Here is a 14,920-nt window from a genome sequence, read left to right on the forward strand (position 1 = left end):
TTTTCTCCCTCCTTTAGTGTTCAATAATGGCAGAGCCTTTTTCTAAAAATGCAAGACGTCCGCCATATGTTTTTTGCAAGTTTTCTACTGTAAAGACTTCTTCGGTCGGGCCAGCTTCAAGCAGACGCATATTAAGAAGCAACGTCCAGTCAAAGTATTCCGGGACCGTTTGCAAATCATGGTGAACAACGAGGACGGTCTTCCCTTGCTCCTTCAATTCATTCAGTAGTGTAATAATCGCTTTTTCCGTCGCCGCATCTACACCTACGAACGGTTCATCCATGAAATAAATCGTTGCATCTTGTGCCAACGCTCGCGCTAGGAAGACCCTTTGCTGCTGTCCGCCAGAAAGCTGGCTAATTTGACGACCTGCATATGCACTCATCCCGACTTTTTCAAGACATTCCTTGGCGAAGGTAATATCTTTTTTCGAGGGACGCTTCAACCAGCCGATATGACCGTAGCGCCCCATTAAAACAACGTCGAGTGCATTTGTCGGAAAGTCCCAATCCACTTCACCACGCTGCGGCACATAACCTACTAATTTACGTTGCTTATGATAAGGCTTTCCATATATGTGAACAGAGCCGCTTGCTTTTGGAACAAGCCCCAAGATTGCTTTAATGAGTGTTGACTTCCCGGCACCATTCGGCCCAACAATACTAATCAGCTTGCCTTCTGGTACAGAAAAGTTAACTTCAGAAAGAACAGGTTTCTTCTGATATGCGACTGTAATATTCTCAACTGTTAATGGGTCCACCTTCGTCTCACTCCTTTATTTTAAGGAATCTGTTATCGTATTGATGTTATGCTTGAACATGCCGATATACGTGCCTGTCTCTGTATCTGATGCTCCCATTGCATCTGAATATAGCTCACCTCCAATTTTTACTTCATGCCCTCTTTTACCTGCTCCTTTAACGACTGCATTTATAGATTTTTCGGAAATAGAGCTTTCTACAAAAACAGCTTTTATCTTCCGGTTCACTAGTAAGTCAACGATATTTTGTACGTCTTTTATGCCATATTCAGAATCTGTACTTAAACCTTGCAATCCTTTTACCTCAACCTCGTATGCATTACCAAAATAATTAAAAGCGTCATGGGCCGTTACAAGAACTCGGCTTTCTTCAGGTATCTCTGATAATCGTTCTTTTGCAAAAGCATCAAGCTCAGCCAATTCCTTTTTATAGCTCTCACCGTTTGCCTTGAACTCCTCGGCATGTTCTTTATCCATTTCACTGAGCCCTTTTACTACTTCATCAACTGCATATGTCCACAGCTGCACATCAAACCAAATATGCGGGTCATACGCATCTTTGCCTTCTTTAATTAACTTTTCTTCCGGCACACCATCTGCAACCGCATGTGTCGGCTTTTGAGCACTCATTTTCTCAAAGATTTCATTCATCTTTCCTTCTAAGTGAAGACCATTATAGAAAATAACATCAGCTTCATTTAACTTTTGAATATCCTTTTGAGTTGCTTGATATAAATGAGGGTCTGTACCCGGCCCCATTAAACTTTCAATTTCAACATGCTCGCCGCCAACATTTTTTACAATGTCTGCAATTTGTGCGATTGTTGTTGTAACGCTTATTTTCCCACTCCCATTCGCCTCTGTTTGTACCTCTGTCTGTGAACATGCTGTAGTAAATATAAGAAGTATGGCCACACATACACTCGCTAACCATTTCTTCATTTTTCTCCCTCCTTAACTTTCCTTCATATAACTTTTTTGCATTAATGCAAATTTTAAGCAAAAAAAATATAAATCTACTATTAATGATGAATATTATTATCAGTGGGTTGTAAAAATGAAACTGCCATACAGGCAGCTTCATCATCTATATCCAGCCAAGGGCACGAGCTAGTGTTGCTGTGGCAAATGTAACACCAATTGCAATGGCTGTTGGAATTGCAAATGACATAAACGTCCATTTTTTACTTTTCGTTTCTTTATAAATATTGACAAGTGTTGTACCACATGGATAGTGAAGCAGTGAAAATAACATGACATTCATGGCTGTTACCCACGTCCACCCATGGTCAAGAAATACTTGTTTCATAGCTGACAAATCCTCTAGCTCAAGCATAGCCCCTTGTGAAAGGTAGGCCATTAACAAAATAGGTACAACGATTTCATTCGCTGGAAGCCCTAACAGAAAGGCGGCTAAAATAAAACCATCCATCCCAAGCGCTTGACCGAATGGGTCTAAGAAATTAACGACATACATTAACAAACTTGTATTGCTAATATCAATGTTGGCGAGTATCCATACTAAAATTGATGCTGGCGCGGCAACAACGACTGCTCGCTTTAACACATTCCACGATTTATCAATACTGCTGCGAATCACCGTATCGAAAAATTTAGGTCTCCGATATGGTGGGAGTTCTAATGTATAGTGTGTTGGTACACCCTTGAGTGCTGTTTTCGACAGAACCCAAGAAACAATAAGAGTCACAAGAATGCCAAACAGTACTAATCCCATTAAGATAGCTGCAGTAACAGCTGTAGACATTCCTCCTGTAACCCCTGTTGCCATAAATAAGGTCGCAAGCAAAATGAGCGTCGGCCAGCGGCCATTACATGGTACAAAGTTATTCGTTAAAATAGCCAACATTCTTTCCCGTGGGGATTCAATAATTCGCGTTGACATAATGGCTGCCGCATTACAACCAAACCCCATAGCCATCATTAATGATTGCTTTCCGTGAGCACCTGCACGCTTAAATAAACGATCCATATTGAAGGCAACTCGAGGTAAGTAGCCAAAGTTCTCAAGCAGGGCAAAAATCGGAAAGAAAATAGCCATTGGCGGTAACATAACACTGACTACCCAGCCTGTTCCGCGGAAAAGGCCTAGTACGAGAATGCCGTGTAACCATTCAGGTGCATGGATTGCCATGAACCCTTTCGTTAATTGAGCTTCAAGAGTGGCAAATAAATCTGCAAGCATGCTTGAGGGCACATTTGCTCCGGCTATCGTGACCCAAAAAACCGTCCCAAGGAGAATAAACATAATCGGAAAGCCAAACAAACGTGATGTTAACACGCGATCAAGCTTGCGAGTAAATTGATCTTCCTTTTGCTTCTTTGTGACAATTCCTCCGCAAATTGAACGGCTCGTTTCATAAATGCTAGAAACGATCTCATCACGCGTATCAACAGGTTGTTTGCTCTTCGCGTGACGGTAAAGGTGCTCAATTGACTTCAGCTGCACGTCCGTGTTCATGCTCTACTTCTCCTCTCTGTTTCATAACATGCTGTTTTAATGATTGGAGAAGCTGTTCATCTCCATCAATAATGCGAAGAGCAATCCAACGACTTGGAAATTCATTACCGAAAATTCGTTTCACATGTTCTTCAACCTCGGCAATCTTCTCTTCAAGTGTCTCCGAATAAGACACGTGATATGGTTTTGTTTTCCGATCTCCTGTCGCTATCTCTTCTAAAGCTTTAAACAGCTCATTAAATCCCTTTCTATTTCGTGCTGATATCTTAACAACCGGCACACCAAGCTTTTCTTCTAACCGTGCTGTATCAATCGTAATGCCTTTTTTCTTCGCTTCATCCATTAGATTGATACAAATGACAGTGGTTGATGTCATCTCTAATACTTGAAGTGCCAAGTTCATATTCCTCTCTAACGATGTAGCATCCATTACAACGACCGTTACATCAGGTTTTTCAAAAATAATATAATCCCTTGCCACTTCCTCATCAGTTGAGTTCGAATAAAGCGAATATGTGCCTGGCAAATCTATAAGCTCATATTGATTATCCTGATATTCAAAATGACCAACCGCTTGTAAAACTGTTTTTCCAGGCCAGTTTCCAGTATGTTGTCTCATTCCAGTTAGTGCATTGAAAAGGGTACTTTTCCCTGTATTCGGATTACCAGCCAATGCAATACGAAATGTAGTCATTCTTCATCCTCCTTAAACCGCTCAACAATAATTTTGTCACTTTCTTCTTTTCGAAGAGCGATCGTTGTACCACTGACATAATAGGCTGTTGGGTCTTTTAAAGGGCTCTTTTGCAGAACTTCAACGACTGCTCCTTTCACAAAGCCTAAGTCGAGGAGCCTTCTTCTTAATGTTCCTTCCACATTTATTTGTTTTATCTTAACAATTTCAGCTTCTTTGTAAGCTGATAATGGTTTTTCATTTACCTGTGGCACAATTTCTTCCTCCCACTAAAAAGTTTTACCTAAGGCAACTTTCAATTTCATGATATGCATCTTACTGTTGTGTGTCAACAGTTTTGTTTACTATTGTTTATTTTTTTGCCCTTATGCAACTTTTAAGCCTATTTATTGCCTTTACTTTATTCAAGTGAGCTTGTTTCGGTTCATCATTTCAAATGTATGTGACAATTTTACGAAGCTTGTTTGTTTTAAATCCCTGCAGGGTATACGCTTCATAGAGGAGGCGATAGAATGGAAAATCAAGAACAATTTACCTCAATGCCAAGAATTGGCTCTAAAGCTCCAGCTTTTGAAGCACAAACCACTCATGGAAAGCGTTCCCTAAGGGATTACCGCGGCAAATGGCTTGTCTTATTTTCACATCCTGCTGACTTTACACCAGTTTGTACGACAGAATTTGTAGCCTTTCAGAATATCTATCCTGAATTAAAGAAGATGAATACAGAGTTACTTGGTCTTAGCGTGGACAGCGTATCCTCTCATATTGCATGGGTACGAAACATTGAAAAGAATTTCAATCAAGCAATTGAATTCCCAATTATCGCTGACTTAGACCGAAATGTAGCGATGAAATACGGCATGATTATGCCAGAAGAAAGTCAGACAGAGACAAGCAGAGCTGTATTTGTCATTGACGATAAGCAAGTGATTAAATCAATTATTTACTATCCGCTGACAACAGGGCGTAATATGGATGAGATTTTACGACTAGTAAAAGCACTGCAAACAACTGAAGAACACCAAACACCGACTCCAGCAAACTGGAGACCAGGTGATAAAGTGCTAACACCGCCACCAAAGACACAGGAAGATGCCGAAAAACGAGAAAAAGAAGAAGGACTTGAATGTATCGATTGGTACTTATGTAAAAAAGATATTTAATATAGAAGAAAGCCGGTTATGCATTCAAGCATAACCGGCTTTCTTAACCTAGGAAATGAAAGAAACCGCTGATCGCATCAGCGGTTTCTTTACTATTTATCCTTCTAACAGAAGGTTTTCAGGGTCTTCAATCATATCTTTAATTGCTGCAAGGAATTGAACAGCTTCTGAACCGTCTACAATTCGATGGTCATATGAAAGAGCGATATACATCATCGGACGAACTTCTACTTTATCTGTCTTCTCGTCAACAACGATCGGACGTTTTTGAATTTTATGCATGCCTAAGATCCCAACTTGCGGCGTATTAAGAATAGGTGTTGAGTAAAGGGACCCGAAAATACCACCATTCGTAATCGTGAATGAACCGCCTTGAAGTTCTTTTAATGTTAATTTATTGTCACGTGCTTTCTTCGCTAAATTGCCAATTTCACTTTCAATTTCTGCGAAGCTTAAACGATCTGCATCACGAACAATCGGAACGACAAGACCTTCTTCAGCAGCAACCGCAATACCAACATCATAGTATAGTTTCTTTACAAGCTCGTCCCCGTCAATTTCTGCATTTAGAAGCGGGAATTGCTTCAACGCGCCGACAACTGCTTTTGTAAAGAACGACATGAAGCCTAGCTTCACACCATGCTTATCAAGGAATGCGTCTTTCCGGCGTTTACGCAGCTCCATAATCGCTGTCATATCAATTTCATTGAACGTTGTAAGCATCGCTGCTGTTTGCTGTGCTTCAACAAGACGCTTCGCGATCGTTTGGCGACGACGAGACATTTTCACACGCTCAACTGGCTTCTCATCTTTTGCAGCAGATGATTTAGCTGGCTCTTGTTTTTGTTGTTTTGGCTGCTCTTTTGGTGCTTTCTTATCTTTTGCAGCTTGTTCAACATCTTCTGTACGAACGCGGCCAAGCGGGTCAGACCCTTTAAGATCATTTAAATCAATGCCAAGCTCCCGAGCACGCTTACGTGCAGCAGGAGATGCAACAGGACCTTGCTGTGGACCTTTATTGTCTGTTTCTTCTTGCTTATCATCGCCTGTTGTCTCTTCTTTTTGTTCTTGCTTTTGTTCTTGTTTTTTAGGTTCTTCTTGTTTTTCCTCTTGGTTAGCATCTTCTGCTTTCTCTTGTTTTGATTCAGCAGCACCACCGCCTTCGCCAGATTCATCTAGCTTTGCAATGATGTCGCCAACCTCAACTGTATCGCCTGGTTCTTTTAACAATTCAGTGAGCACACCGTCAAATTCACTATTTACTTCAAGATTAATTTTATCTGTTTCTAATTCAACAATTGGATCACCTTTTTGAACGGTGTCTCCTTCGCCTTTCAACCATTCGGCAATTGTTCCTTCTGTAACGGATTCAGCAAGTTCTGGTACTTTGATTTCTTTCACGGTCGGTCCCTCCTTAATTCTTCGTTAAAGCCGCATTTACGATACGTTGTTGTTCTCTCTTATGAATGTCCGGTTCTCCTGTTGCTGGACTTGAACGGTCTGGTCTTCCGATATAATTGACGTCCATTTCATGATTAACCAATTCACGCAGACGCGGATAGATATAATGCCAGCTTCCCATATTCCTCGGTTCTTCTTGTACCCAAACGATTTCTTTTAAGTTTGGAAAACGTTCCATCGTTTCACGAATTTGTTTTTCAGGGAATGGATAAAGTTGTTCAACTCGTGCAATATGGAGCCATTCTGTATCTAAATCTTCATTCTTTTCAAGCTCTGTCGTTAAATCAATTGCTACTTTACCGCTTGTTAACACGAGGCGTTCAACTTTCTCCTCGTTAGCACCTGTATTTGGGTCGTCCATGACAAGCTTAAAACGTCCGCCACTTAACTCTTCGCCTGGTGAAGCAACTTTTTGGTTACGTATTAAGCTTTTCGGTGCCATTAAAATTAACGGTCTTGCTTCTTCTTTTGTTGTGATCGCTGCTTGTCTGCGAAGAATATGGAAATATTGAGCCGCACTTGTAAGGTTCGCGATTGTCCAGTTATTTTCAGCTGCAAGTGTTAGGAAGCGTTCAAGACGTGCACTCGAATGCTCAGGTCCTTGTCCTTCAAACCCATGTGGAAGTAACATAACAAGGGATGATTTCTGTCCCCATTTTGCACGTCCCGCTGAAATGAATTGATCCATAATCACTTGAGCAACATTCACGAAATCTCCATATTGAGCTTCCCAAAGCACAAGTGTCCTTGTCGTTTCAACGCTATAGCCATATTCAAAGCCGAGAACCGCTGTTTCAGTTAACGGACTATTATAAACGGCAAATGACGCCTTTGCTTGTGGAAAATGATGCAGTGGTGAAAACGTCTTATTCGTTTCTACATCATGCAGAACAATATGACGATGAGCAAATGTTCCACGCTGACTGTCTTGCCCTGTCAAACGAATCGGCGTACCATTTGCAAGAATCGTTGCAAATGCCATCGTTTCTGCTAATGCCCAATCAACTTTATTCCCATCTTCAAACGCACTTTCACGGCGCTTTAAAATTTTTGCAAGCTTCGGATATACTTTATATTCTTCAGGCCATTGCAATAATGACTTGTTAATTTCTTTCAACGTATCAAGCGGAACACCTGTTTGAATTTCAGGGATCCCTTCTGCTACTGGTTTTGGAACTTCTTTTTCTTCAACTTCTCCACCATTATTTTTATCTTTTACATTCTCGTAGATATCAAATAATTTTCTTTCGAAGTTCTCTTCTTTTGCTTTCAACTCTTTCTCTTCAAGAACGCCATCCTCAACTAGCAGCTCTCCATAACGAGTCTTAACAGTTGGATGATTGTTAATCTTCTTATACAGAAGCGGCTGTGTTGCCGTCGGATCATCCATCTCATTATGACCAAAGCGGCGATAACCAACAAGGTCAATTAAGAAGTCACGCTTAAATTTCTTGCGGTAAGCATGCGCAAGGTTAATTGCAGCGATGCATGCTTCTGGATCATCAGCATTTACACGCACAATTGGAATTTCATACCCTTTTGCAACGTCACTTGCATATTTTGTAGAACGTGCCTCTGTACGATCTGTTGTGAAACCAACTAAGTTGTTTGCAATGATATGAATCGTACCGCCAGTCTCATAACCTTTAAGACGACTTAAATTTAATGTCTCAGTTACAACCCCTTCACCTGGGAATGCAGCATCCCCGTGAATCAAAATGGCAAGAGCACGTTGTATATCTTGCTTTGGAAAGCCTGGTTCTTCTCTATCCTCTTGAGCTGCTCTTGTATACCCTTCAACAACCGGGTCAACAAATTCTAAGTGACTTGGATTGTTCGCAAGGTTAACACGGACACAGCTTTCTTCTTGATGCTCAATGTTTCGATTCGCACCTAGATGATATTTCACATCCCCAGTCCAACCATAGTTAATCCCCATGGAACCTTCAGATGGGACCAATTCTTTATTTGGTGCTTTATGGAACTCAGAAAAAATTAGTTCATATGGCTTTCCGAGCACATGTGCTAACACATTAAGACGTCCGCGATGTGCCATTCCAATGAACATATCGTTCGTACCTTCTACACAACTATGCTTAATGATTTCATCAAGCATTGGCACGAGCATATCAACGCCTTCAATTGAAAAACGTTTTTGTCCAACAAATGTTTTATGAAGGAACTTTTCAAAACCATCAACTTCAATTAGACGACTCAATACTTCTTTTCGCTCTTCATTCGTCCAAGAACGATACAACTCACCTGTTTCCACCATTTGCGTTAGCCACTGACGCTCACTTTTATCATGAACATGATGGAACTCAAAAGCGATTGTTTTTGTATACACTTCTTTTAGTTTTTCAATTGCTTCAAGCGCATTTGAGATTGAAGACGGGGCTGTTTCCCATACAATTTGTGCTGGAATCGCCTTTAGGTCTTCCTCCGTTAAACCGTATTTACCTAGCTCTGAATACGGCGCTTCTACTTGGACATCCATTTCAAACGGATAAATATCAGCTTGAAGATGTCCATATGTACGTATGTCTTCTGCTAGCTTTACAGCCGCAGCTGTTTTTCTCAAGCTAGAGAGATTAAACCCTCCAGATTGTTCAGCTGGCGCTTCTTCTCCCGGCGCCCCTGATTGCTCAAACCATTCTCGGACGGAAGGATCAACTGATTCTGGATCCTTTTGATAGTGCTCATATAAATCGAGCATATAGCCTAGGTTGGGGCCGTGAAACTGATGCCACTTGTCATTGTTCATTTCATTTTTACTCATCCTAGTTAAAACCCCCAGTACGTTGTTTGCGGAATGACAGCCCTCATTACCGCCTGACATATATAAATGACAGCGGTTTCGTTCTTTATAATATACCCTTAGATAGATAAATAAAACTAGGAATCAACAGCATGTGTTGTACGTGATGATTCCATACATATAGAAACATACCACAATAGAAAATTCAAGGTTTTCACTACATTTGAGTTATTAAAATTTTTAACGAGAAAGTCCTATGTTAAATAAGAAAATGTTTAGTTGAAATAGTTCTCCAGAAACTGGGGTGTTTTTTCCTAAATTAAAGAAAAAACCGTTATATTCTTCCTAAGAAAGAATGCAACGGTTTTCGTATTTAACGAAATTTTGAATAGATTTTATGCTGATAGTGACTAAAGGAAGGATTAGATGAAAATTTACGTTTCTCCATTAATTGATTGAAACGTAATGTCTTTTCACTTAACCTCCTTTGTAAGCTGCTTCGTTCATTTTCGTCATAACAACAAGAAATTAAATCTTCAATGCGAAGAATCTCTTTCTTTAGCTGAATCTCTTCAGGAACGACACCAGCATTTTTAAGAATTTTGTAACCAACTCGCAGCTCTTCTGGAACAGATGAAAGGTCTTCAAGTTCTAGTGGCTTTCCTTTGCCTGGCAAATGCTCGAAATCCCCTTGATTAACAGACTGCTTAATTCTTTCTTCTGCAAGTTGTGAAAAAAAGTCCATCCAGCGTTCCTCCTGTCATTTTTATTTATTATATCACCACGAAACTTAGCATGAAACTAATGACATTGTTTATAATTAAATACAGTACGTGAAATTAACATTCAAAGGGAAAATGTCGAATATTGCAGCCATCTTTTCATCTACAGGTGGCTGGTTTATGTATTTCCTACCATTTTTCAAAAAGTTTTTTTATTTCCCCCATTTTCATTACACAAATTATCTGTAAAATATAAATAAAAAGACGAAAAAGAAAAACACTATAGGCAGCTAGTTTTAAGACAGCGTTGGGAAAGGAGAAAAAATATTGAACCGTTTTGTCGAAATCTTTTCAGAGCATCACCTTCTTGAGCTATTCGGAATTGAGGAGCTAATCATCTTAATTGCAATTGCTATCCTCTACAGCAAACAAGCCGCAAAGCTCAAGCATACGCAAGACTTGCCATTTAAACGAAACTTGTTCTTTACAGGTCTTTTTCTATACTACTTGGCTTGTGGAAGCCCGTTACACATTATGAGCGAACACCTTTTCAGTATAAAAATGGTGAAAGCGTCGCTTGCATATTTCATCGTCCCGCCGTTTCTATTAGCTGGTTTACCTGCTGAAATGCTAAGACCCATTCTTTGGAATTATCGAATCAAAAAAATAATGAAGGTCCTTACAAACCCCGTATTTTCAACAACTTTTTTTTATGGTTTGTTCTTCGTTTACCTTAACCCTTCGATATTCCTTTTCTTAAACAGCTCATGGGTGCTTGATGCGGTAAGTCATTTAATTTTGTTTTTCTTCTCGATTTTTATGTGGTGGCCAGTTATGACACCGCTCAGAGAATTAAATCCTCTTTCAGATATGTATCGCCTTGTGAATTTGCTTATTAATGGTTGCATCTTATTCGGTATTGCGTACCCTCTTTTTTTATGGGACCAGCCTTATGCACCATTTCAGAACTTTAACTTTCCAGATATCTATACCGCAAAGAATGATGTCATCATTGGGGCTGCAACGATTATGTTTGTTCAGAAGTTTTTAATTGTTGCAATTGGAGGCGTCATTTTATTTAAACGATTCAAAAAAGAAGACGTAATTGACCCTGTAAACGTCTCTGCATTAATGGGTGTAAAAGGAACAAATGGTCAAAATTCATAAGTATTGAAATCTCCATGCCACCCCATGGAGATTTTTTATTTGTGTATATTTCCATACAATCTTGTTAAAAGTAACCATAATCACACATTTACGACTACCAAGGAGGTTGTATGGTTTTGGCAACGGAGGGAAAGAAGAAATCATTTATTTGGGATTATTTGACGACGGTTGATCATAAAAAAATCGCCCACCTATACTTAGTTACAGGCTTGTTTTTCTTTTTGCTAGCAGGATTAGAAGCTCTGTTTATGCGTTTACAGTTGATGTATCCCAATAATACGCTCGTTAGTGCAGGGTTTTATAATCAATTGCTTACGATGCATGGTACGACGATGTTATTTCTTGCTGCTACGCCGATCTTGTTTGCGTTTATGAACGCGATAGTCCCGCTGCAAATCGGAGCGCGTGATGTTGCATTTCCATTTTTAAATTCACTTGGGTTTTGGCTGTTTTTCTTTGGGGGCTTATTATTAAATTTAAGCTGGTTCCTAGGAGGAGCACCTGAAGCTGGCTGGACGTCTTATGCAACGCTCGCACTTGCTAACACGACGCACGGAACTGATTTCTATGTACTTGGCCTTCAAATTTCTGGCCTTGGCACACTTATTTCTGGGATTAATTTCTTAACGACGATTATTACAATGAGAGCGCCTGGGATGACCTTTATGCGTATGCCTTTGTTTACGTGGAGTACATTTGTTTCAGCTGCCTTAATCTTGTTTGCTTTCCCCCCACTTACTGTAGCATTATTGCTACTAATGTTTGAGCGTCTGTTTGGGGCTGCATTTTTTTCGATTGACCTAGGTGGTAACTCTATTATTTGGGAGCATTTATTCTGGATTTTCGGTCACCCTGAAGTATACTTACTAATGCTTCCGGCTTTCGGATTATTTTCCGAAATTATTCCGACTTTTTCAAGAAAACGACTTTTTGGATACACGGCGATGGTGTTCGCTACAGTTTTAATTGGTTTTATCGGATTTATGGTATGGTCTCACCATATGTTTACAACAGGGATGGGAGCGATCCCGAACTCAATTTTCGCACTTTCAACAATGGCGATTGCCTTACCAACAGGGATTAAAATCTTTAACTGGCTGTTTACAATGTGGGGCGGTCAAGTTAAATATACATCTGCAATGCTTTGGGCTGTTTGGTTTCTCGTCTCATTTGTTATGGGCGGGGTTACAGGCGTTATGACCGCCTCTGCCCCTGCAGATTATCAATTTCATGATACGTATTTTGTTGTGGCGCATTTTCACTACGTCCTTGTTGGAGGGGTTGTGTTCGCAATTTTTGCAGGCTTGCATTACTGGTGGCCGAAGATGTTTGGAAAAGTGCTCAATGAAACACTTGGAAAATGGACATTTTGGACATTTTTTATCGGTTTCCATTTAACCTTCTTTATTCAGCACTACCTTGGCTTATGGGGTATGCCGCGCCGCGTATTTACATACTTGCCAAACCAGGGGTTGGAGCTTGGAAACTTTATTAGTACAATCGGTGCGATTCTGATGACGATCGGAACGATTATTCTCCTTATCAATATTATCCTCACTACAAAAAATGGTGAGAAAGCAATAAACGATCCATGGGATGGACGCGCGTTGGAATGGGCAACTTCCTCCCCACCACCTGAATACAACTTTAAACAATTACCATGGATTAAAGCGCTCGATCCGTGGTGGGATGCAAAATACGATAAAGACGGTATCTTACCACTCGCGGAACCAATTGGTGATATCCATATGCCAAACAGCTCATTTATTCCGTTTGTCATTTCACTCGGTCTATTTATTGCAGGGCTAAGCGTTATTTTCATCAATGATATAAATGGCATGTTATTCTTCACCATCGCTGGACTTCTCATTACGCTTGGAGCAATGCTTACACGCTCAATTAAAGATGACTACGGCTATCACATTCATAAAAAAGACCTCGAAGAAAATGACGTCTAATAAGAACAAGGGATAGAGCTTATCGCTCTATCCCTTGTTCTGTATCCCGGCTTTGAATGACAAGCAGTTCACCTTCTTTAACAGAAATCTTCCCTTGTTTTGCATTTAATACATTACTAATCCCAAGCGACATTCCCATTTCTAACGAAGCATTATGTAGTGGATATTGAAACCCTTCCAATGTTACCCCTTTTACGGTATGTGTTAATGGAAGTAACGACACATAAGGATATCCATCAGTTGTAATCATTAATTCATCTTTGGTTAGTTGAATTTGATTGTAAGAATCAATAATTTTACAGCGAACCTGATGTGCTAGTGCTGTTCGCAACAAGTGAACATTTGCTAAGGAATGGTCAAAGCGAGTACCAAGTCCCCCGAGAATTAAGATCTCTGATGCCCCTTTCTCTAGCACTGTGCGCATTCCCATCTCCGTATCAGTTAAATCCTTCATCACAGGATCACATGATTGAAACTCACTAGCATATTTCTTCACTAACTCTATTTCCTCAAGTGTTACAGAATCAAAATCACCAAGCGCAGACTGAAATCGAACTTTGCGCTTCGCTAAAAAAGCTGCACCTGCATCTACTCCGATAATCAAATCATCCTCTTTTATATAAGAAACCGCCCATTCACCAAGACGGCCTCCGCTAAAAACTAAAGCACGCAAACCTAGCCACCCACTTCTTTTTAAGATATCTAATCATTATTATCCCTTCATATTGAAACCAATAAAACTTTACCAAAAAAGACTGCATAGGAGGCAGTCTTTTGGTCATAACGCATATGTATTGCACCAATCCTTGCTTTCCTCCGCTGGCATTACCCAGTTCAGGTATAAGGGTCGGAACCGCTTCAAGTTCCCTCTCAGCCAAGTTATGCTTAGCTCCCCGATTTGACTGCACTGATTATATCAACGCTTTCACCCTTTGTAAACATGAAACCGCTACCTTCACCCTCACGCTGTAAAGATATGATAGAATTAGGTCTGGGTGAAGTAAAATGGAGAATAAAATAAACCAATTAAAGGAATTCATTCAACAAGCAGAAAAGATTTGCTTTTTAACCGGAGCTGGTGTTAGCACAGAGAGCGGTATTCCAGATTTTCGCTCTCAGTCTGGCCTTTGGACAAAGAATGTTGGCTTTGAAGAGGTTGTTTCAAGAGCGTATTTTGAGCAATACCCAGAACAATTTTGGAAGTACTTTAAAGACATTTTTCGTACAAAGCTGTTAGGAAGCTATACGCCAAACAGCGGCCATCAATTTATTGCAGAGCTTGAACAACAAGGAAAAGATGTGTCTGTTATTACACAAAATATTGATGGTTTACACCAAAAAGCAGGCAGTTCTAACGTATTTGAAATCCATGGAACGATTCAACAAGCACACTGTCCAGCGTGTTTAACAGAATACGACTTAGACTATTTGAATAAAACAGAAATCCCAAGGTGCGAGACAGAAGCGTGCAAAACTATTTTAAAACCAAATGTCGTTTTGTTCGGTGACATGATTCACCACTTTGAAGAAGCAACGGAAGCAGCTCTGAACTGTGACTTGTTTATTGTTCTTGGCTCTTCACTTGCAGTAACACCGATAAACCAAATCCCTCAGTATGTCGCACTTAACAGCCATGCGACAACCGTTTTAATTAATCGCGAACAAACCTTAATGGATAGCTTTTTTGATTTACACCTTTACAAAGGGATTGGCGAAACCGTTTCACTTCTTAAACAACAAGCAAGTCGTTCGCAATAA

General features: G+C 40.1%; 13 protein-coding genes and 1 riboswitch. Of the genes, 4 read left to right on the forward strand and 9 right to left on the reverse strand.

The annotated features are described in order from the left end of the window. Positions 1 to 13: 13 nt before the first annotated feature. The 5 genes from LC040_07610 to LC040_07630 form a co-directional block, all read right to left on the reverse strand. Positions 14 to 760, reverse strand: coding sequence for a metal ABC transporter ATP-binding protein (locus tag LC040_07610; GenBank protein ID WLR52750.1), 747 nt, complete (start codon positions 758 to 760; stop codon positions 14 to 16). Positions 761 to 775: 15 nt separating this feature from the next. Further along, a complete protein-coding gene (locus tag LC040_07615) occupies positions 776 to 1,702 on the reverse strand; it encodes a zinc ABC transporter substrate-binding protein (protein ID WLR52751.1) in 927 nt (308 codons plus the stop codon). A gap of 145 nt (positions 1,703 to 1,847) precedes the next feature. Beyond that, on the reverse strand, positions 1,848 to 3,239 hold the full coding sequence (locus tag LC040_07620; protein ID WLR52752.1) for a nucleoside recognition domain-containing protein: 1,392 nt from the start codon (positions 3,237 to 3,239) through the stop codon (positions 1,848 to 1,850). After that, complete coding sequence (locus tag LC040_07625) at positions 3,208 to 3,933, reverse strand: FeoB small GTPase domain-containing protein (GenBank protein WLR52753.1); 726 nt, start codon at positions 3,931 to 3,933, stop codon at positions 3,208 to 3,210. The genes LC040_07620 and LC040_07625 overlap by 32 nt, the downstream gene beginning before the upstream one ends. Continuing rightward, entirely contained in the window at positions 3,930 to 4,187 is a 258-nt protein-coding gene (locus LC040_07630; protein ID WLR52754.1) for a FeoA family protein, read from the reverse strand. The genes LC040_07625 and LC040_07630 overlap by 4 nt, the downstream gene beginning before the upstream one ends. A 258-nt stretch (positions 4,188 to 4,445) precedes the next feature. Here LC040_07630 and LC040_07635 point away from each other — a divergent pair, with 258 nt between their 5' ends. Further along, positions 4,446 to 5,096: a peroxiredoxin gene (locus tag LC040_07635; GenBank protein ID WLR52755.1), complete on the forward strand. Its 651-nt coding sequence runs from the start codon at positions 4,446 to 4,448 to the stop codon at positions 5,094 to 5,096. Positions 5,097 to 5,192: 96 nt separating this feature from the next. On the opposite strand, the gene odhB is transcribed toward LC040_07635, so the two are convergent. The 3 genes from odhB to LC040_07650 all read right to left on the reverse strand — a co-directional run bounded on the left by odhB (position 5,193) and on the right by LC040_07650 (position 10,060). Continuing rightward, a complete protein-coding gene (odhB, locus tag LC040_07640) occupies positions 5,193 to 6,497 on the reverse strand; it encodes a 2-oxoglutarate dehydrogenase complex dihydrolipoyllysine-residue succinyltransferase (protein WLR52756.1) in 1,305 nt (434 codons plus the stop codon). 13 nt (positions 6,498 to 6,510) lie between these two features. After that, positions 6,511 to 9,336 (reverse strand): 2-oxoglutarate dehydrogenase E1 component, encoded by a 2,826-nt coding sequence (locus LC040_07645; protein ID WLR52757.1) that lies wholly within the window; start codon positions 9,334 to 9,336, stop codon positions 6,511 to 6,513. A 352-nt stretch (positions 9,337 to 9,688) separates the two neighbouring features. Continuing rightward, positions 9,689 to 10,060, reverse strand: a complete 372-nt coding sequence (locus tag LC040_07650) for a DUF1992 domain-containing protein (GenBank protein ID WLR52758.1) — start codon at positions 10,058 to 10,060, stop codon at positions 9,689 to 9,691. Positions 10,061 to 10,364: 304 nt separating this feature from the next. On the opposite strand from LC040_07650, the gene LC040_07655 reads away from it, so the two are divergent. Further along, the gene (locus LC040_07655; GenBank protein ID WLR52759.1) at positions 10,365 to 11,204 is read left to right on the forward strand and encodes a cytochrome c oxidase assembly protein; all 840 of its coding nucleotides are present in this window, start codon (positions 10,365 to 10,367) and stop codon (positions 11,202 to 11,204) included. Between the two features lie 116 nt (positions 11,205 to 11,320). Then, entirely contained in the window at positions 11,321 to 13,162 is a 1,842-nt protein-coding gene (gene ctaD, locus LC040_07660) for a cytochrome c oxidase subunit I (protein WLR53225.1), read from the forward strand. Between the two features lie 19 nt (positions 13,163 to 13,181). Here ctaD and LC040_07665 read toward each other — a convergent pair whose 3' ends face one another. After that, positions 13,182 to 13,835 (reverse strand): thiamine diphosphokinase, encoded by a 654-nt coding sequence (locus tag LC040_07665; protein ID WLR52760.1) that lies wholly within the window; start codon positions 13,833 to 13,835, stop codon positions 13,182 to 13,184. Positions 13,836 to 13,956: 121 nt separating this feature from the next. After that, positions 13,957 to 14,068, reverse strand: a riboswitch (TPP riboswitch). A gap of 99 nt (positions 14,069 to 14,167) precedes the next feature. On the opposite strand from LC040_07665, the gene LC040_07670 reads away from it, so the two are divergent. Then, positions 14,168 to 14,920, forward strand: coding sequence for an NAD-dependent protein deacylase (locus tag LC040_07670; protein ID WLR52761.1), 753 nt, complete (start codon positions 14,168 to 14,170; stop codon positions 14,918 to 14,920).

Origin of the sequence: Bacillus tianshenii, assembly GCA_020524525.2 — a bacterium.
In the GTDB taxonomy this organism is placed as follows: Bacteria; Bacillota; Bacilli; order Bacillales; family Bacillaceae_N; genus Bacillus_AV.

What these genes read in the sequence shown, in the direction of transcription:
- LC040_07615 (WLR52751.1), bottom strand. Translation starts at nt 1,702, where the DNA reads ATGAAGAAATGGTTAGCGAGTGTATGTGTGGCCATACTTCTTATATTT.
- LC040_07650 (WLR52758.1), bottom strand. Translation starts at nt 10,060, where the DNA reads ATGGACTTTTTTTCACAACTTGCAGAAGAAAGAATTAAGCAGTCTGTT.
- LC040_07645 (WLR52757.1), bottom strand. Translation starts at nt 9,336, where the DNA reads ATGAGTAAAAATGAAATGAACAATGACAAGTGGCATCAGTTTCACGGC.
- LC040_07635 (WLR52755.1), top strand. Translation starts at nt 4,446, where the DNA reads ATGGAAAATCAAGAACAATTTACCTCAATGCCAAGAATTGGCTCTAAA.
- LC040_07670 (WLR52761.1), top strand. Translation starts at nt 14,168, where the DNA reads ATGGAGAATAAAATAAACCAATTAAAGGAATTCATTCAACAAGCAGAA.
- LC040_07620 (WLR52752.1), bottom strand. Translation starts at nt 3,239, where the DNA reads ATGAACACGGACGTGCAGCTGAAGTCAATTGAGCACCTTTACCGTCAC.
- LC040_07625 (WLR52753.1), bottom strand. Translation starts at nt 3,933, where the DNA reads ATGACTACATTTCGTATTGCATTGGCTGGTAATCCGAATACAGGGAAA.